15 protein-coding genes are annotated in these 18961 nt (G+C 64.3%); 4 read left to right on the forward strand and 11 right to left on the reverse strand.

All coding sequences use genetic code 11. The features are described from left to right. Positions 1–37: 37 nt before the first annotated feature. On the reverse strand, positions 38–1966 hold the full coding sequence (typA, locus tag ASPHE3_RS13200; RefSeq protein WP_013601707.1) for a translational GTPase TypA: 1929 nt from the start codon (positions 1964–1966) through the stop codon (positions 38–40). Positions 1967–2236: 270 nt separating this feature from the next. Here typA and ASPHE3_RS13205 point away from each other — a divergent pair, with 270 nt between their 5' ends. Continuing rightward, positions 2237–3115, forward strand: a complete 879-nt coding sequence (locus ASPHE3_RS13205; protein ID WP_013601708.1) for an SGNH/GDSL hydrolase family protein — start codon at positions 2237–2239, stop codon at positions 3113–3115. A gap of 66 nt (positions 3116–3181) precedes the next feature. Here the strand turns inward: ASPHE3_RS13205 and ASPHE3_RS13210 are convergent, their stop codons facing one another. The 6 genes from ASPHE3_RS13210 to ychF all read right to left on the reverse strand — a co-directional run bounded on the left by ASPHE3_RS13210 (position 3182) and on the right by ychF (position 11751). Further along, a complete protein-coding gene (locus ASPHE3_RS13210) occupies positions 3182–4888 on the reverse strand; it encodes a dipeptide ABC transporter ATP-binding protein (protein ID WP_013601709.1) in 1707 nt (568 codons plus the stop codon). 11 nt (positions 4889–4899) lie between these two features. Then, the gene (locus tag ASPHE3_RS13215; protein WP_013601710.1) at positions 4900–5850 is read right to left on the reverse strand and encodes an ABC transporter permease; all 951 of its coding nucleotides are present in this window, start codon (positions 5848–5850) and stop codon (positions 4900–4902) included. Further along, positions 5840–6769: an ABC transporter permease gene (locus ASPHE3_RS13220; RefSeq protein WP_013601711.1), complete on the reverse strand. Its 930-nt coding sequence runs from the start codon at positions 6767–6769 to the stop codon at positions 5840–5842. The genes ASPHE3_RS13215 and ASPHE3_RS13220 overlap by 11 nt, the downstream gene beginning before the upstream one ends. A gap of 126 nt (positions 6770–6895) precedes the next feature. Further along, complete coding sequence (locus ASPHE3_RS13225) at positions 6896–8566, reverse strand: peptide ABC transporter substrate-binding protein (RefSeq protein WP_013601712.1); 1671 nt, start codon at positions 8564–8566, stop codon at positions 6896–6898. 270 nt (positions 8567–8836) lie between these two features. Beyond that, positions 8837–10603 (reverse strand): ABC transporter family substrate-binding protein, encoded by a 1767-nt coding sequence (locus ASPHE3_RS13230; protein ID WP_013601713.1) that lies wholly within the window; start codon positions 10601–10603, stop codon positions 8837–8839. A 62-nt stretch (positions 10604–10665) separates the two neighbouring features. Continuing rightward, on the reverse strand, positions 10666–11751 hold the full coding sequence (gene ychF / locus ASPHE3_RS13235) for a redox-regulated ATPase YchF (protein ID WP_041652944.1): 1086 nt from the start codon (positions 11749–11751) through the stop codon (positions 10666–10668). Positions 11752–11852: 101 nt separating this feature from the next. Between ychF and ASPHE3_RS13240 the strand changes: the two genes are divergently transcribed. Then, positions 11853–13043 carry a DNA recombination protein RmuC gene (locus ASPHE3_RS13240; protein ID WP_013601715.1) on the forward strand — a complete coding sequence of 397 codons (1191 nt, stop codon included), beginning with the start codon at positions 11853–11855 and terminating at the stop codon, positions 13041–13043. A 111-nt stretch (positions 13044–13154) separates the two neighbouring features. Here ASPHE3_RS13240 and ASPHE3_RS13245 read toward each other — a convergent pair whose 3' ends face one another. Further along, positions 13155–14234 (reverse strand): 4-hydroxy-3-methylbut-2-enyl diphosphate reductase, encoded by a 1080-nt coding sequence (locus tag ASPHE3_RS13245; RefSeq protein WP_013601716.1) that lies wholly within the window; start codon positions 14232–14234, stop codon positions 13155–13157. Positions 14235–14243: 9 nt separating this feature from the next. Then, on the reverse strand, positions 14244–15095 hold the full coding sequence (locus ASPHE3_RS13250) for a hypothetical protein (protein ID WP_013601717.1): 852 nt from the start codon (positions 15093–15095) through the stop codon (positions 14244–14246). Positions 15096–15256: 161 nt separating this feature from the next. On the opposite strand from ASPHE3_RS13250, the gene xseA reads away from it, so the two are divergent. Together xseA and ASPHE3_RS13260 are read left to right on the forward strand one after the other, a co-directional pair. Continuing rightward, entirely contained in the window at positions 15257–16597 is a 1341-nt protein-coding gene (xseA, locus tag ASPHE3_RS13255) for an exodeoxyribonuclease VII large subunit (RefSeq protein ID WP_013601718.1), read from the forward strand. Beyond that, a complete protein-coding gene (locus ASPHE3_RS13260) occupies positions 16590–16808 on the forward strand; it encodes an exodeoxyribonuclease VII small subunit (protein ID WP_013601719.1) in 219 nt (72 codons plus the stop codon). Before xseA ends, ASPHE3_RS13260 begins: the two co-directional genes overlap by 8 nt. A gap of 10 nt (positions 16809–16818) precedes the next feature. Here ASPHE3_RS13260 and ASPHE3_RS13265 read toward each other — a convergent pair whose 3' ends face one another. Together ASPHE3_RS13265 and ASPHE3_RS13270 are read right to left on the reverse strand one after the other, a co-directional pair. After that, positions 16819–17673, reverse strand: coding sequence for a polyphosphate kinase 2 family protein (locus ASPHE3_RS13265; RefSeq protein ID WP_013601720.1), 855 nt, complete (start codon positions 17671–17673; stop codon positions 16819–16821). Between the two features lie 53 nt (positions 17674–17726). Then, entirely contained in the window at positions 17727–18947 is a 1221-nt protein-coding gene (locus tag ASPHE3_RS13270; RefSeq protein ID WP_013601721.1) for a pyridoxal phosphate-dependent aminotransferase, read from the reverse strand. Between the last annotated feature and the right edge of the window lie 14 nt (positions 18948–18961).

Genomic DNA, 18961 nt, shown 5'->3' on the forward strand with positions numbered 1-18961 from the left:
GCCGCCGTACCGGCAGTTTCAGTTGACGCTTAGGTAGTTAGACCTTGGCGCGGGCGCGGTTGGCCTTGGCGCGCTCGTTGGTGTCCAGGATGACCTTGCGGATGCGGATGGCTTCCGGGGTAACCTCCACGCACTCGTCCTCGCGGGCGAATTCGAGGGACTCTTCGAGGGTGAGGTCGCGCGGCGGCGTCAGGTTCTCGAAGGTGTCAGAGGAAGCGGCACGCATGTTGGTGAGCTTCTTTTCCTTGGTGATGTTGACGTCCATGTCGTCGGCGCGGGAGTTCTCGCCCACGATCATGCCCTCGTAGACCTCGGACGTGGGCTTGACGAAGAAGGAACCGCGTTCCTGCAGGTTGATCATGGCGAACGGCGTCACAACGCCGGCGCGGTCGGCGATCATCGAGCCGTTGGTACGGTATTCGATGGGGCCGGCCCACGGCTCGTAGCCCTCGGAAATGGAGGCTGCGATGCCGGCGCCACGGGTGTCCGTGAGGAACTTGGTGCGGAAACCGATCAGGCCACGGGCCGGAACGATGAACTCCATGCGGCACCAGCCGGTGCCGTGGTTGGCCATGTTGGTCATGCGGCCCTTGCGCGCCGCCATCAGCTGAGTGACGGCACCGAGGTACTCTTCCGGCACGTCGATGGTCATGTGCTCCATCGGCTCGTGGACCTTGCCGTCGATGGTCTTGGTGACCACCTGCGGCTTGCCCACGGTCAGTTCGAAGCCTTCGCGGCGCATCTGCTCCACCAGGATGGCCAGGGCCAGCTCGCCACGGCCCTGGACTTCCCAGGCGTCGGGACGCTCGGTGGGCAGAACCTTGATGGAGACGTTACCAATCAGTTCCTTGTCCAGGCGGTCCTTCACCTGGCGGGCGGTAACCTTGGCGCCCTTGACCTTGCCGGCCAGCGGCGAGGTGTTGATACCGATGGTCATGGAGATCGCGGGATCGTCCACGGTGATCAGCGGCAGCGGCTGCGGGTTCTCTGCGTCGGTCAGGGTCTCACCGATGGTGATTTCCTCGATGCCGGCAACGGCGACAATCTCGCCCGGTCCGGCGGATTCTGCCGGAACGCGGTCCAGCGCCTTGGTGGCCAGGAGCTCGGTGATCTTGACGTTTTTGAGCTCACCGTTGGCGCGGGCCCAGGCAACCGTCTGGCCCTTGCGCAGGGTGCCGTTGTAGATGCGCAGGAGCGCCAGGCGGCCCAGGAACGGGGAGGCGTCCAGGTTGGTGACGTGCGCCTGCAGGACACCTTCGGGATTGTAGGTGGGAGCCGGGATGTGCTCGATGATGGTCTTGAACAGCGGCTCAAGGTCCTCGTTGTCCGGGGCGGCACCGTTGGCGGGCTGCTCGAGCGACGCGCGGCCAACCTTGGCGGCAGCGTAGACAACCGGAACCTCAAGAACCTTGTCCAGGTCCAGGTCCGGAACCTCGTCGGCAAGGTCGGAGGCCAGGCCCAGGAGCAGGTCCATGGACTCGTGGACCACTTCGTCGATGCGGGCGTCGGGACGGTCGGTCTTGTTGACCAGCAGGATCACGGGAAGGTGCGCGGCAAGGGCCTTGCGCAGCACAAAGCGGGTCTGCGGCAGCGGGCCCTCAGAAGCATCAACGAGCAGCACAACGCCGTCAACCATGGACAGGCCGCGCTCCACCTCGCCGCCGAAGTCGGCGTGGCCGGGGGTGTCGATCACGTTGATGGTGATGGTCTCGCCGTTGGAGGACGGACCGTTGTAGGCCACGGTGGTGTTCTTGGCCAGGATGGTGATGCCCTTTTCGCGCTCCAGGTCACCGGAGTCCATCACGCGGTCCTCGAGGTGGTTGTGCTCGGCAAAGGAGTTGGTCTGCTTGAGCATGGCGTCGACCAAGGTGGTCTTGCCGTGGTCAACGTGGGCCACAATCGCGACGTTGCGCAGGTCACTGCGCGATGCAGTGGCTACCGCGGTGTTGGTGGTGGTTTCAGACATGCGTAATGGCTCGATTCAGTGGTGAAAGTCAGCTGTTGTATCGCGACATTTCCAACTGGAACGCACGACGGATCAGGCCCTTAGCACAGGGCACCTTCCCCAAGTCTAGCCGCAGTGCCATTTATTGGCCTAAATTTTCTGCTGCCGGCGCACTCCAAAGCCCGCGCATCCGCTGCGGCACAGCCAAGAAATGTGGGCAATATCACTGGCCATTCACTCGGGCATGCCACATGATTGCTCTGATAGTCCGCGCTTGCCGAAAGACACCCCATGCCACAACCCATTGCCGCCTTGGCCCGCACCCGTTACGCCGCGGGCGCAGTCGCCGTGGTTCTGGCAATGTCCGGTGCCGCTGCCCTCTCGGGTTGCAGCCTCCCGGCACAATCGGCCCTCGGCTCCCCCGCGGCGGGGCGCCCAGCCCAGGCGGGAACTGCCGGAGGACAAACGGATACGCTCGCCACTGGCCCGCGTGTGCTCAATCCGGTTAATGGCCGGCTCGAAGCTGCGGTCCCCGACATTGGCAAAACCGTCCTCCTGATCGGCGATTCACAGTCTGAGCCTGCCGATGGCTGGCCCCGCCTGGGTCTGGCGGCAGCCGGATACAAGGTGTACTTCTGCGGCCGGGGCGGCACCGGTTTTGTCTCCTCCAACGGTTCCACGGGCAACTACATTGAGGCCCTCCTTCGGGGCGACTGGCTGCTCCCGTCGGGAACCCCGGCGCTCATCGTCATCCAGGGAGGCGGCAACGACGCCGCCAAGGGAGCCAGCGACAGCCAGATTGTGCATAACGCCGAACGCCTGATTGCGGAGCTCCGGGAGAGGTACCCGGGCACGCGCATTGCGATGATCGGAACCCTCGCCCGCGGGGAGTCCCAAGGCGGCGGCCGCCGGAGTGAAGTGGACGTCCTGCTCGGCTCAGTGGCGCAGGCCCACAACCTGCCCTTCGTGTCAGTCGGCGATTGGCTCACCAGGTTCGGGTTGGTCAAGGACCTGGCAGACAGCGTGCATATGAACCCTGCCGGCCGCCAAAAGTTGGGAACACTGCTTGAGGGCCGTCTCCGCGAATTGGGACTCGAGCGAAAGCCGACGGCGGACCAGTCCCCAGTACTGGCTGCCGGCACCGAGGCAGCCAGCTTGAGCCAGGACTGAAACACAAACGGCTGGAGCCGGGGCCTTAAAGGACCCCGGCTCCAGCCGGTTTAGTCGAGCGGCGGCTTACGCCACTTCCGGCGGAAGCATCAGCTTGGCACCGGGAATGGCGTTCAGCAGCGCCTTGGTGTACTCCTGTTGCGGCGCTTCGAACACCTCGTCCGTGGTGCCGGTCTCCACCAGGCGTCCCTTTTCCATGACGCAGACATGGTCTGCGATCTGCCGCACCACCGCAAGGTCGTGCGTAATGAAGAGGTAGGTCAGGCCCAGGTTCGACTGCAGGTCAGCCAGCAGGTTCAACACCTGTGCCTGGACAAGCACATCCAGGGCAGAGACCGCTTCATCACAGATGATGACTTCCGGATCCAACGCCAGGGCGCGGGCAATGGCAACACGCTGCCGCTGGCCGCCCGAGAGCTCGTTCGGGTACCGCTGCATGGTGGACTGCGGCAGCGCCACTTGGTCCAGCAGCTCCCGGACCTTTTTCTCCCGGGTCACCTTGTTGCCCACTTTGTGGGTGCGCAGCGGTTCCTCGATGGTCCGGAAGATGTTGTACATCGGATCGAGCGAGCCGTAAGGGTCCTGGAAAATCGGCTGCACCCGCCGCCGGAACTTGAAAAGCTCCGAGGGTTTCAGGATCGAGGTGTCCACGCCGTCGAACAGGATCTTGCCCTCGGTGGGCACCTCAAGCTGCAGGACCATTTTGGCCACGGTGGATTTGCCGGAGCCCGACTCCCCCACGATCGCCGTCGTGGTTCCCCTCTTGACGTCGAAGCTCACTCCGTCAACGGCTGCAAAGTCGGATGATTTCCCCAGGCCCTGGCGGAGCTTGTACACCTTGCGGAGATCCTTGATCTGCAGGACGTTGTCCGCTGCCACCTCCTCCACGGCAGGAGCCAACAGGTCAGCCGCTTCGAGCCCCTGTTCCTTCGCCACCTGGATCCTTCGGCTGGCGAGCGACGGCGCAGACTCCACGAGCCGCTTAGTGTACGGGTGCTGCGGGTTCTGCAGCAGTTCCAGCGACGGCCCCGACTCCACCACCTGGCCGCGGTACATCACTACCACCTTGTCCGCGCGCTCTGCTGCAAGGCCGAGGTCGTGGGTGATGAGCAGGACAGCGGTCCCCAACTCGGCCGTCATGCCTTCGAGGTGGTCCAGGATCTGCCGCTGCACCGTGACGTCGAGGGCCGACGTGGGTTCGTCCGCGATCAGCAGCCGCGGCTGGCAGGACAGTCCGATGGCGATCAGGGCGCGCTGACGCATGCCGCCGGAGAACTCGTGCGGGTATTGCTTGGCCCGCCGGTGTGCGTCAGGCAGGCCGGCTTCGGAGAGGACCTTGGCAATGTCATCCGGGCCGCTCGGCCGGCCATTCGCCCGCAGGGTTTCCTTGACCTGGTAGCCGATCTTCCAGACCGGGTTGAGGTTGGACATCGGGTCCTGGGGCACCATGCCGATGGTGTTTCCGCGGAGTTCGATCATGCGCTTTTCCGGCGCATGCGAAATGTCCTCGCCATCGAGCAGGATCTGCCCGCCCGAAACGCGGCCGTTGGATGGAAGCAACCCGATGGCGGCCAGGGCCGTGGTGGATTTGCCCGAGCCTGACTCTCCCACGATCGCGACGGTTTCACCGGGCATGATGGTCAGGTGCGCGTTCCGGACGGCGTTGACTTCACCGTTGCTGGTGTTGAACGTAATGGCAAGGTCGCGGATTTCCAGCAGCGGCCGGTTGGCCGGGGTGCCGGCTTCATTGATAGTGACGTCGGGTGTTGTCATCTGTGCCTCCTTCATCGCTGGCGGCTCTTCGGATCCAGGGCGTCGCGCAGGGCGTCACCCAGCATGATGAAGCTCAGGACAGTGATGGACAGGGCGGCGGCCGGGTACAGCAGCACCGCCGGGTTGGTGCGGATCGAGGACTGCGCCGCCGAGATGTCATTGCCCCAGGACATGATGCTGCCGGGCAGGCCGATGCCAAGGAATGACAGGGTTGCCTCCAGCACGATGAACACGCCAAGCTCCATCGTGGCCAGGACGATGATGGGGGCCAGCGCGTTGGGCAGGACGTGGCGGATCAGGGTCTGGATCCTGGAGACGCCCAGTGAGCGGGCTGCAGTAATGAAGTCCGCGTTCCGGACTTCGATCACGGCACCACGCGTCAGCCTTGCCATTTGCGGCCACGCGAGCAGCACGATGATCATGATGACCGTCCATACGCTCTTGTTTTCGCGGAAGAACGGCAACTGGGTGACCACCAGTGCGCCGAGCACCAGCGGCAGTGCAAAGAAGATATCGCCGAGACGGGCGATGACGGCGTCGATCCAGCCGCCGTAGAAGCCTGCAAGCGCACCGAGGGTCACACCCACGAGGAGCACGCCGATGACGGCAAAGACTCCAACCATGACGGATGCCTGCGTGCCGTAGATGACGCGGGCGTACACGTCGCAGCCCTGGAAGGTGAAGCCGAACGGGTGTCCCGCTGAGGGTGCCCCATCCGAATTGGCCAGCTGGCAGTTGTCGTTGGGAGCTGTCTGCGTGAACAGGCCGGGGAAGAACGCCACGATCAGGATGACCAGGATCATCACTGCGGACACAATGAACAGAGGACGACGGCGGAGCTTCTTCCACGCATCTGCCCACAGGCTCAGCGGGGCCTGGTCCGTTTTGACGGCATCCGTTGCCAGCAGAGGGGTCTCCTCCAGCGGGGCAACGAAGTGGGTGGTGTCTTGGTTACTTTTCATAGCGAATCCTCGGATCAAGCCAGGCGTACAGCAAATCCACCAGCAGGTTGGCGACAACAAACACCAGCACCAGGACACTGACGATGGCAACGACGGTGGGTCCCTCGCTCCGGAGAATCGCCTGGTAGAGCTTCTGCCCGACGCCGGGGACGTTGAAGATGCCTTCAGTGACGATGGCGCCGCCCATCAGGCCGCCCAGGCTGGCACCCAGGTAGGTCACCACGGGAATCATGGAGTTGCGGAGGATGTGCGCCATCACCACGCGGGGGCGCGAAAGGCCCTTGGCGGTGGCAGTCCGGACGTAGTCGGCGGTGGAATTCTCGATGACCGAGGCGCGGGTGAGCCGGAGTACATAAGCGAAGGAGACCAGGGCCAGCGCGAATGCCGGAAGCAGCAGGGTGCCCCAGCTGACGTCGGTGCCCACCGTTGGTTTGGCCCAGCCGAGGTACACGCCGAAGACCAGCTGCAGGACGAAGCCCAGCACGAAGATCGGGATGGCGATGACGACGAGTGAGGCCAGCAGTACCGTTGAGTCGAAGATTTTGCCTTTGCGGAGGCCGGCGATGAGGCCGAACCCGATGCCGAAAACGGCCTGAATGACCAATGCTTCGAGGGCGAGCATCACCGTGACGGGGAAGACCCTGCCCAACGTGGCGGCGATGGGCTGGCCCGTGAAGTCGACACCCAGGTTGAAGGTGAAGAGGTTCTTGAGGAACAGTCCGTACTGGACCCAGAAGGGCTGGTCCAGGTTGTACTGCCGGCGCAGGGCCGCAATCACGGCCTCGCTGGGGGGACGGTCGCCGAAGAGAGCCCTGATGGGATCTCCGGGAAGGGCGAACACCATGAAGTAGACCAACAGCGTGGTGCCCAGGAAAACGGGGATGACTTGGAGCAGCCGCCGGAGGATGAACCGGATCACAGCGCACCCTCCAGGGTTGAAGTATGGGGGAAATTCATGTGGGACAGCTTCCTGCCGGTATCAAGGCTATGGGGGCCCGGCTGTTGCCGGACCCCCACTAGCTAGTTGAGTTGGACGGTCTCAGGACTACTTTGCGGTGATGTTGTAGTACTGAATGACGCCGTTCCAGCCGCTGTCCACGTTGGTGACGTTCTGGCTCCACACGACCTGGCGTGCGGAGTACCACAGCGGGAGGTTGGGCAGGTCCTGGAACAGGAGTTCCTGCGCCTCGGTGAACTTCGCGTTGGCGTCGTCCGTGGACTTCGAGCCCAGGCCTTCGTCGAGGAGCTTGTCGAACTCAGGGTTGGAGTAGCCCTCGTAGTTGGCGCTGGCACCGGTCCTCAGGAGCGGGCCGAGGAAGTTGTACAGCGACGGGTAGTCAGCCTGCCATCCGGCGCGGGCGGCGCCGGGGAGGGTCTTGGACTTACGCAGGTCCAGGAGCTCGGCGAACTTGGCGAAGGGCTGGCCCTCGGCCTGGATGCCCAGGTTGTTCTTCAGGTTGTTGGCAACGGCGTCGATCCATTCCTTGTTGCCACCGTCAGTGTTGTAGGCGAGCTGCAGCGTCTTGTCGGCGGGCCACGGGGTGATGGCGTTGGCCTTCTCCCAGGTTTCCTTGGCCTTGGCGGCGTCGAACTTCAGGACCTCGGAACCTTCGACGTTTTCGTTGTAGCCGTCCACAGCCGGGGAGGTGAAGTCCTTGGCCGGGATGCGGGTGCCGCTGAAGATGACCTTGGTGATCTCGTCGCGGTTGATTGCCATGGAGATGGCCTGGCGGCGCAGCTTGCCGGCCTCACCCTGGAACTCGGGCAGGTAGCCCGGGATGTTCAGCGTGGAGTTGCCTGCGTACGGCTTGTTCAGGTGGTTCTCCGGGAAGTCCGTGGTGTAGGTCTTCAAGGCGTTGGTGGGAAGAACGTCCGTCACGTCCAGGTTGTTGGCCTGGATGTCGGTGTAGGCCGGAGCCGGATCGGTGTAGAACTTGAAGGTCACGCCGCCGTTCTTGGCTTCGCGGGTGCCGGAGTAGTCCTCGTTCTTGACGAGTTCAATCTGGCTGTCGTGCTGCCAGGCGCCTTCCTTGGCCATCTTGTAAGGGCCGTTGCCCACCGGGTTTTCGCCGTAGGCCTTGGGATCGGCAATGGCCTGGGACGGAAGCGGCATGAAGGCGGTGTAGCCGAGGCGCAGCGGCCAGTCGGCTTCCGGCTGGGCCAGCTTGACCTCAATGGTGGTGTCGTCCTTCAGGACCAGGCCGGACAGGGTCTGCGCCGTGGGGGCAGGGACCTCTGTGTCGCCTTCCTTCTTGGTGGCGCTGACTGCGTCATAGCCCTCGATGGACTCAAAGAAGCTGCTGTTGGCCTGGGCGTTGGTGCTCAGGGCCGCAAAGTTCCAGGCGTCGACGAAGCTCTTGGCGGTGACTTCCTCACCGTTGGTGAACTTGGTGCCGCTCTTGACCTTGATGGTGTAGTTCTGTCCGTCCGGCGACTCAATGGACTCGGCGAGGGCGTTGACCGACTCGCCGCTGGGGCTGTAGCTGGTCAGGCCTTCGAACAGCAGCTCGACAACGCGGCCGCCATAGACTTCGTTGGTGTTGGCCGGCAGCAACGGGTTCTGTGGCTCGTTGCTGTAGGCGGTGATGACCTTGTTCGGGTCGCCGGCGGCGTCGCTGGCTCCGTCAGTGCTGCCGCCTCCAGCGCCGCAGCCGGTCAGGGCGAGCGCGGCGATTGCCACGATGCCCAGTGCTTTGGAAGTGCGCGTAAAACGCATTCCGCCTCCTATGAGTTGTGGGAGATAACGAGGGGAATCTTGTGCTTCCCCGCAGGCCAGACGCAGCTGTTACTGCTGTGACGCAACCTACATATGTGAGTAGCCTAACCGCACGAAGTCCAGATACTGGTACTCCGTTGCCAAACCGTGACCGGGCTTGAACTGAACGCTTAGTCGGTCAACGGAAGTTGTGCAAGTCACATGCTACTCGCGAGTAGGGCTAACGGCGAATCGAAAGTGTGAAGGCCATCACGGGCAAAGCACTGAAGGCTAGGAGGCGAGGCGCCAGTCCCACACGTTCCACCAGACGCCCAGTGGACCCGAACTCGTTTTGATTCCCGCCACGCGGGGGCTGAAGGCGGTCGTGCCCACCGTCTGGTACAGCGGGAGGCCGTAGGCGCTCTCCCAGATCTGCTTGTCGATTTCAGCCAGGAGCTCGTCCTGTTTGCCCAAATCGGTAGTGCCCGCGAGCTGCTCCATCACTTTGTCCGCGTCGCCGTCGGAAAAGCCGTTGAAGTTGCTGCCCGCGCCGGTGCGGAAAATTTGGGGAACCCGGCTCACGCCAGCGCCGCTGCCGATCCATCCCAGCAGTGAGGCATCGTAGCCATCGCCGCCGAGCGACCGCGCCCAGTCGGCGCTCCCCTGTCCTGCGTCTACCACCGTGAAGCCGGCAAGGGCGGCGGATTCACGGATCAGGGCAAACGCCGCGGCCCGGTTGGGGTTGTCCCGGTTGTAGAGGATCCTGACGGTAGGCGTCCCGCCGTCCAGTAGGGCCTTGGCGCCAGCAATGTCCACCTCCGCGTACTCCGAGGAGCCGTTATTCCTGGCGGTGTCCTCGTACTTGGGCTGCCCCGGCAGGAAGACGTGCGAGTCAAGCGGCTTGGCCTCCGGGAGCAGGTCCCCCACCACCGCGTCCACGATCGCCTGGCGGGGAACAGTCTTCAGGAACGCCTCACGCACTGCCTCCTCGGCAAACGGCCCGGAGAATTTGAGGTCGAGGTGGTCGTAGCCGGACTGGTTGTAGCGTTCAACGGTGTTGCCTTGGTTTGCGAGTCCCGCGAAGAGTTCCTCCGTACCGGCTGCAGGCTGCGGTGAGATGATGTCAACCTGGCCGCCCCGCAGGGCGTCGACTGCCGCGGTTACTGCACCGGTGAAGCGGACATTGATCTCGTCCAGCCAGGGTTCCGACCCCCAGACGTAGTCGCGGTTCCGCACCAGTTTCATGGAAACCTCGGGGACGATGTCGCGCACGATGTACGGGCCGCTGGAGAGGTACACCGAGGGGTCCTGGGGAAGGCCCTTTGAGTCGAATCCGGAGTTCCAGAAGTCGGCAACCCGCTTGAGCGGCGCATTGACGGCGGGTGCTTCCACGTCGCCGCGGGGCGAGTCCCTGATCAGGTCGATGAGGTCCTCTTCATCGTTGAGCCCGCCCTTGGCCGCTACCACGTGCGCCGGCAACCCGACGTCGAACGCCACTTCCCAGTCCGCGTAGGGCGCAGCGTATTCAAGGGTCATGGACCGTCCATCGTCACCGATTTCGGGGAGGACGGTGCTGGCCAGGCCGCTGGTGTCGGAGGCGACCGAGAAATATGTGGTGCCCGTCCCTGCCGCCGGGTCCGCGTCGTTGAAGTATCCTGAACCGGCCGCCCAGCTCAGGAGGAGGTCACCGGCGTCGATCGCTTCGCCGTCGGACCACTTGACGCCTTCGTTGACGGTGTAGCGCACCTTCAACGGCTGGTCCGAGACCTTCTCGTAGCGCCCGAACTTCTCGTTCCGCACCACCTTGGCAGCATCATCGAGATAGTAGAAACCCGAATGGGTGATGTAGCCGATCTTCGAATTGATGTCCGTGTTCCCGCCGGCGCTGTACGGGTTGAAGGAGGAGAAGACGTTGACCTCGGCGACAGTCACGCTGCCTCCGCGTTTGGCCTCCCCCACCACAACGGGTGCGCTGCCGCCGTTTCCGGAGCAGCCGGACAGGACCAGTACAGCCGCCACCGCAGCGGCGATGCACTGCATCAGTCGCCTGACCGGCATGTCCCCCTCCTTCTGACGCGGAACTTTACTTACCTACCCGCGCGAAAGCCGCCTGAAACGGGTTAGACGTTGAAGCGGAACTCCACCACATCGCCGTCGGCCATGACGTATTCCTTGCCCTCGATCCTGACCTTACCCCGCGACTTGGCCTCGGCCATGGAACCGGCCGCAATCAGGTCGTCAAACGCCACAACCTCGGCCTTGATGAAGCCGCGCTGGAAGTCGGTGTGGATCACCCCGGCTGCCTGTGGTGCCGTATCACCCTGGCGGATGGTCCAGGCGCGGGTTTCCTTGGGGCCGGCCGTGAGGTAGGTCTGCAGCCCCAGCGTGTGGAAGCCGACGCGCGCGAGCTGGTCCAGGCCCGACTCGTCCTGGCCGTTCATTTCGAGCATTTCCCGGGCTTCCTCCTCGTCGAGTTCCACGAGGTCCGCTTCGAGCTTCGCGTCCAGGAAGATGCAGTCCGCCGGTGCCACCATGGCCCGCAGTTCCTCCTGCTTTTCAGGACTGCCCAGGATGCCTTCGTCCACGTTGAAGACGTAAATGAAGGGCTTGGCGGTCAGGAGGCTGAGCTCCTTGAGGTGCTCCATCTCCAGTTTGTCGCTCTTGATGGAGGAGAAGATGGTGTCACCGCGCTCCAGCACTGCCTGCGCGGCCTTGATCGCGGCGAGCTCGGCAGCCTCGCGCTTCTTGATCTTGACCTCTTTTTCGATCCGGGGAATGGCCTTCTCGATGGTCTGCAGGTCGGCGAGGATCAGTTCGGTGTTGATGGTCTCCATATCGGAACGCGGATCCACCTTGCCGTCCACGTGGATGACGTCGGGATCGTCAAAGACCCGCACTACTTCGGCAATGGCTTCTGCCTCGCGGATGTTCGCCAGGAACTGGTTGCCCAGGCCTTCCCCTTCGGAAGCGCCCTTGACGATGCCGGCAATGTCCACGAACGAGACGGCCGCAGGCAGTACCCGCTGTGAGCCGAAGATGGCGGCGAGCTTCTCAAGCCGCGGGTCGGGCAGGTTCACGACGCCGACATTCGGTTCGATGGTGGCGAACGGATAGTTCGCGGCCAGGACCTGGTTGCGGGTGAGCGCGTTGAAGAGAGTTGATTTGCCGACGTTGGGCAGTCCGACGATGCCAATAGTAAGAGCCACGAGCATTGATTCTACCCGCAGCGGGCGGTCAAGCGCTCCGGCGTCCGCGGGCGCAAATGTCGCTTCGGCAAAATGTCACAGCCCCGTGCAACAGTGAGGGCATGGATGCTTTCGCGTTGATTCTTGCTTTGTTCATGCTGCTGCTGGGCGCCTTCGCCGGTGCCGGGGCCACGTTCTTTGTGCTGCGGAAAAACACGCGCGGCCTGGAGGAGGATTTCGACGCCGTGTCGTCCCGGCTGTCGGAGGTCACCGCACAGTTTGCCGCGGCCGACGCCGAGCGGCGGCTTTTGTCGGCACAGAACCGTGAGCTGGGCGAGGCACGGTCCCAGGACGGCAGCGTGCTGCGGGCGCTTGCGCCCGTGGCGGAGAAGCTCACCGCTGTCCAGCAGCAGGTGGCGCTGCTGGAGCGCGACCGGGTGGAACAATACGGCCAGCTCGCGCAGCAGCTCCAGGAGGCCCGGCTCTCGGATGAGCAGCTGATCCGTTCCACCCACGCACTGGAGTCCGCCCTGCGGTCCAACAGCGCGCGCGGGCAGTGGGGAGAAGTCCAGCTGCGGCGCGTGGTGGAAGCTTCCGGCATGCTGCGTCACGTCGACTTCGTGGAGCAGGTGCACAGCACTGGAGGCGAGTCCGGCGTCCGGCCCGACCTGGTGGTCCAGCTGCCGGGCGAAAAACAGCTGGTGGTTGATGCCAAAGTCCCGCTGTCGTCCTACCTGGAAGCCCAGGACCTGGGAACGGGGCAGGAACGCCGCAACCAGCAGGCGCTGCTGGCCGCCCATGCCAAAGCCCTGCGCGCACATGTGGACTCCTTGGGCAACAAGAAATACTGGGACATTCCCGGGAACTCCCCTGAGCTGGTGGTCTGCTTCATCCCCGCCGAATCCATCCTTGCCGCTGCCCTCACCGCCGACGCCGGCCTGCTTGATTACGCCCTGTCCAAGAACGTGGTGCTTGCATCCCCCAGCACGCTGCTCGCCGTCCTCAAGTCCGTGGCGTTCACCTGGCGCCAGGACGTCCTGACGGACAGTGCCCGCGAGTTGTTCGAGCTTGCACGGCAGCTGTACGACCGCATGGGCACCCTGGGCGAGAACGTCACCAAACTGGGCGCGTCGCTGAAGTCATCGGTGGACCGCTACAACGCCATGGTGGGGACCCTGGAAGCCCGTGTCCTGCCCACTGCCCGGAAACTGAACTCGCTGGAGGAGTCCGGGCTTGCGGCGCCGCCGGTCGTCGAGGTCACCCCGCGGGCACTGGCCGCGCCGGAACTGCAAAGCGACGACGAAGCCGCCTGAACAGGCGGCGGTACAACCAAGAGTGGGCCTGGCAGACTGCCAGGCCCACTTCCGTGAGAATCATCCGCGGACGCGAAGAGTCAGCTGCACGGGAAAAATCCGAGCGGAGAGTCAGCTGCGCGCCCGGCGCCCGCCCAGCGCCCGGCTGACGTCGCCGGCCTGCTTGAGGGTGGCGCGGAGTTCTTTGGGCAGCGAGAACAAAAGGTCCTCCTCCGCGGTGACCACTTCCTCCACGGTGCCGTAACCGTAATCGGCCAGCAGTCGCAGCACGTCCTTGACCAGGACTTCCGGGACGGACGCACCCGATGTCACGCCAACGGTGGCCACCCCTTCGAACCAGGCCTCGTCCACCTCGTTGGCGAAGTCAACGCGGTAGGAGGCCTTGGCCCCGTATTCGAGGGCCACTTCTACGAGACGGACGGAGTTCGAGGAGTTGGCCGAGCCCACCACGATAACCAGGTCCGCCTGCGGCGAGATCTTCTTGATGGCCACCTGCCGGTTGGTGGTGGCGTAGCAGATGTCGTCGCTGGGGGGATCCTGCAGCGTGGGGAACCGCTCCTTGAGCAGCCTCACGGTCTCCATGGTTTCGTCCACGCTGAGCGTGGTCTGCGAGAGCCAGATGACCTTTTCCGGGTCCCGCACCGTGACCTTGTCCACTTCGTGCGGGCCGTTGATGATCTGGATGTGTTCAGGCGCTTCACCGGCGGTGCCCTCGACTTCCTCATGGCCGTCGTGGCCGATCAGAAGGATGTCGAAATCGTCCTTGGCGAAGCGGACGGCCTCTTTGTGGACCTTTGTGACCAGCGGGCAGGTGGCATCGATGGTGCGCAGGCCCCGGTCCTCTGCCGACTGGACCACAGCCGGTGATACGCCGTGGGCAGAGAAGATCACCAGGGCGCCTTCGGGGACCTCATCAGTTTCATCGACGAAGATGGCGCCCTGTTCCTCAAGGGAGCTGACCACGTGGACGTTGTGCACGATCTGCTTCCGTACGTAGACCGGAGGACCGTAGTGTTCCAGGGCTTTCTCAACGGCGATGACAGCCCGGTCAACGCCGGCGCAGTAGCCGCGCGGAGCAGCGAGCAGCACCTTCTTGGTTCCGGATACGGGAGCTGCGGCAGCTACTTCCTCAGGCGAGCGGCGCCTACGCGGGACGGTTGGCATCGAAAGGGAAACAGCTGAGGGGGTCATGACTCCATGCTACCGGGTGGCCCGTGCCCGCTTCCGCGAGAACAGCCCCGCCGCAAGGCCGAGCAGCAACAGCACAGCGCCGGCAAGTGCCGCCGCCACAGTCCAGGCCTGGAAATCCGCAGCCGAGGCCGCCACGAACTCATTCCTGAACATGTTGGCAACCTCATTTCCGCTGTCCGCGGACACGACGGCGCTGGAGGCAACCTGGGAACCGAATGCCCAGCCGGCCGCCAGCAACAGCGCACCGGCTCCCGCACCGGCAAGAACCGTCCAGCGGCGGCGGGCGGCCACCAGGGCCAGGAGCAGGGCAACGGCGGATCCCCCGGCGAGCAGGTAGCCGCCGGGTGCGTAAGTGGACAGCCTTTCAGTCCATTCCTTGTGCTCCGGCTGGCCCACGTTGATCAGGGTCTGCTCCGGCGGATCCAGCGGGAGGCGGGTGGTACGTGAAATCTCCCCGGCGCCCAGCGCCACCAGCGGAGCGACGTCAAGGGTGAGCGATGAAGCGGAGGAGGCTCCGCCGTCGTCCGTTCCCGGGGCGGCGAAGCTGAGCCGGTGGCTCTTCAGCAGCGTTTCCTCCCATGCGGCGGGATATTCCGGCAGCCCTGTCAGGGACGACGCGGCGTCCTCCAGCACCGGCTGGACCAGATCCGAGAGGAAGCCAGGGACAGCGCTGGTGTCGATGGTTCCCACGGCGGCCACGGCCAGCTGCTGCTGGAACTCCGAGTTTTTCCCGAGCGGAGCCGCCAATTCCACGAAGCCCTGCTCCTGGACGATGTTGCGGTCCAGCCAGATGGCCGGAACTGCCACCGCGGCCAGCAGGACTGCCAGCACGGTGGCGGCAGCAGAAACAAAAGTACGCACAGCGGATCCTTCAGTTGATGGCGGTCAACCCATCCTAGGCGGACCGCCTGACCGGATCCTGTCAGTCCCTGGTGGTACAGCTTATGGATAAGGTTGAAAGACAGCCGAAAAACGGACGAAGGACCCCATGCCCGCAGTTCCTGCCCCTCGAAGGCGTTCGCATGTCTGAACAGGCGTTGCCTTCGGCCCCCGGCCAGCAGCTCACCGCGCCCACCACGTTGCCGGCCACGGCTGCCGAGACCAGCCCGGACAACCCGTGGCCGCTCCAGCTGCTGTCCCAGAAGCTCAAGGCGCATATTGACCGTACGCCGTCCGCCTGGGTTGAGGGCCAGGTCATTGAGTTGAACCGGCGCGGAAGCAACGCTTACCTGACCCTGCGCGATGTTGACGCCGAAGTGTCCCTCCCTGCCTCTGTCTGGACCAAGGTCCTGGAACGCCAGAACCTTCCGCTGGAACGCGGGTCCCGGGTGGTGGCCCTGCTGAAACCGGAGTTCTGGCTCAAGACGGGCCGGCTGAACATGCTGGTGCGCGATATCCGCCCCGTGGGGCTGGGAGACCTCCTTGCCAGGATCGAACGCCTGCGCCAGGCACTGTCCGCGGAAGGCCTTTTCGCTGACTCCCGCAAGAAACCCCTGCCCCTCCTGCCGCACCGCATCGGACTCATCACCGGGCGGGACTCGGACGCCAAGAAGGACATCCAGCGCAATGCGGCCCTCCGCTGGCCGGCCGTGGAGTTCGAGATCCGTGAGGTGGCGGTCCAGGGGAACACCGCCGTGGCGCAGGTGGTCCGCGCCCTCCGTGACCTCGATGCCGCGCCTGAAGTGGACGTCATCGTCATTGCCCGGGGCGGCGGGGCCCTGGAGGACCTCCTGCCGTTCAACAGCGAGGAACTGATCCGGGCAGTGGCGGCCGCGGTCACGCCCGTGGTCAGCGCCATCGGGCACGAGGCGGACAGGCCGCTGCTGGACGACGTCGCAGACCTGCGGGCTTCCACCCCCACTGACGCTGCCAAACGGATCGTGCCCGAAGTTTCCGAGGAACTTGCCGGTGTCCGGCAGGCCCGTGTCCAGCTGCGGCGGTGCATGGAGCGGCTGGTGGACAGGGAATCGGACCGCCTGGCCTCCCTGCATTCACGGCCGGTGCTGGCAGCGCCCGAAGGACTCGTCACTGTCCGCGCCGAGGAAATCGAGCGGCTGCTCAGGAGGTCCTCGGCGGCGGTGAGTTCAACCGTGGTCCGGGCCGCCGACCAGCTGGAGCACCTGAAGGCGCAGGTGCGGGCGCTGTCGCCGCAGAAGACCCTGGACCGGGGGTACGCCGTCGTGGAACTCGCCGGAAAACGGGCCGGACAATCGGGTACATCGGGCCACGCCGTGGTCCGCCGGCCGGCCGAAGCCCCGGCCGGAGCGCCCCTTTCCATCCGGGTGGCTGAGGGCCGGTTCGGCGCAACCTCCACCGGAACACTCGAACAACACGCCACGGAAACCGGAGAACCCAATGACTGAGCAGCAACCAGGAAAAGACGTCCAGGCCCTGAGCTACGAAGAAGCCCGCGAACAGCTCATCGCCGTGGTGGGAAGACTTGAGGCCGGCGGCGCCAGCCTTGAGGAGTCGCTTGCCTTGTGGGAACGCGGCGAAGCCCTTGCAGCCCGCTGCGAGGAGTGGCTGGAAGGTGCCAGGAAACGGCTGGCCGCCGCCCGCGACCAGCCGCTCTAACAGCAGGTCCCTAGGACCGCGCCACCAGCTCCCGTTCCAGCGCGACCTCGAACTCCGCCTTGGGCCATTGGAGGTCCAGGCCCTCCATGGTGGACAGCAGCAGCTGCTGTACGGCGATCCGGGCGTACCACTTCTTGTTGGCGGGGATGACATGCCAGGGGGCGTCCGCGGTGTTGGTCTCGTCGATCGCCGCCTGGTATGCGCTCATGTAGTCGTCCCAGAAGGCACGTTCGTCCAGGTCGCCCCGGCTGTATTTCCAGTGCTTGGCCGGGTTGTCCAGCCGGGCCAGCAGCCGCTCCTTCTGTTCCTGGCCACTGATGTGGAGCATCACCTTGACCACTTTGGTGCCGGATTCAGTGAGCCGCGCCTCGAATTCATTAATGGCTACATAGCGCCGCTTGATCTCTGCGGGGCTGGCCCAGCGGTGGACGCGGTGGATCAGGACGTCCTCGTAGTGGGACCGGTCGAATACGCCCACCATTCCGGCGGCCGGCACTTCCTTCTCGATCCGCCAAAGGAAATCGTAGGACTTCTCCTCCTCCGTGGGTGCCTTGAAGGCCTTGAACTGGACGCCCTGGGGGTTCATGGCGGCCATCACATGGTTGACGATGCCGCCCTTGCCCGCCGTGTCCATGGCCTGGAGGATCAGCAGGATGCGTTTGCGGCCGCCAAACCGCGATTCGGCAAACAATTTCTCCTGGAGCTCCGCCAGCGCGTCGTCCATTTCCGCCAGCAGGGCCTGGCCGTCCTCCTTGGTGCCGCTGTACCCCGGAGTGGAATCAGGATCGAGGGCTGCCAGCGAGAAGTCCTTTCCCGCCCGCAGGGTCTCGGATGCGTGCTGATCAAAGCCAATGTCGCCAGCCATGGGGTGTCCCTTTCCCTGAAGTTGCACGGGAGCAAAGCGCCCGTGAGCACAGGCTAGTTCCCCTGGTACCTGCTGAGGAAGTCCCCCATCCGGCCCACTGCCTCTTCAATGTCCTTGACGTTGGGCAGGGTCACCATCCGGAAGTGGTCCGGGCGGACCCAGTTGAACGCCCGGCCGTGCGAGACCAGGATCTTTTGCTCCCGAAGCAGGTCCAGGACGAACTTCTCGTCATCGCGGATGTGGTAGACCTCCGGGTCCAGCTTGGGGAAGAGATACAGGGCTCCCCTGGCCTGCTGCGTACTGACGCCCGGGATCGCGTTGAGCATGTCGTAGGCCTTGTTGCGCTGTTCCAGCAGGCGTCCGCCGGGCAGGATCAGGTCGTTGATGCTCTGGTATCCGCCAAGGGCGGTCTGGATGGCATGCTGGGCCGGGACATTCGCGCACAGGCGCATGTTGGCCAGCAGGCTGATCCCTTCAAGGTAGTCCGCCGCGTCCTTTTTGGGGCCGGAGATGGCCATCCAGCCGGCGCGGTAGCCGCACACCCGGTACGCCTTGGACAGTCCGCTGAAGGTCAGGCACAGGACGTCGTCGCCGGTGAGTCCGGCCAGGTTGATGTGAACGGCGTCCTCGTACAGGATCTTCTCGTAGATCTCGTCGGCGAAGACCACCAGGCCGTGCTTCTCCGCCAGCGCCACAATCTTCCGCAGCGTCTCTTCGGGATACACCGCTCCGGTGGGATTGTTGGGGTTGATCACCACGATGCCCTTGGTGCGCGGCGTGATCTTGGCTTCCATGTCCTCCAGGTCCGGCTGCCAGCCCGTCTCCTCATCGCAGAGGTAGTGGACGGGCCTGCCCCCGGCCAGCGCCACGGAAGCGGTCCACAGCGGGTAGTCCGGGGTGGGGATCAGGACTTCATCGCCGTCGTCAAGGAGTGCCATCAGGGACATGGTGATGAGTTCACTGACGCCGTTGCCCAGGTAGATGTCGTCCACATGGATGTTTTGGATCCCGCGGGTCTGGTAGTACTGCGAAACGGCGGTCCGGGCAGAAAAGATGCCGCGGGAATCACTGTAGCCCTGGGCATGCGGCAGGTGCCGGATCATGTCCACCAGGATGGCGTCCGGCGCTTCGAATCCGAACGGAGCGGGGTTTCCGATGTTCAGTTTGAGGATCCGGTGACCCTCCGCTTCCATCTGCTGTGCGGCCTGGAGGATCGGTCCACGGATGTCATAAAGGACGTTATTGAGCTTTGTGGACTGCCTGAATTCTGCCATCCCTCAAATATGCC

Origin of the sequence: Pseudarthrobacter phenanthrenivorans Sphe3, from assembly GCF_000189535.1 — a bacterium.
Classification (GTDB): domain Bacteria; phylum Actinomycetota; class Actinomycetes; order Actinomycetales; family Micrococcaceae; genus Arthrobacter; species Arthrobacter phenanthrenivorans.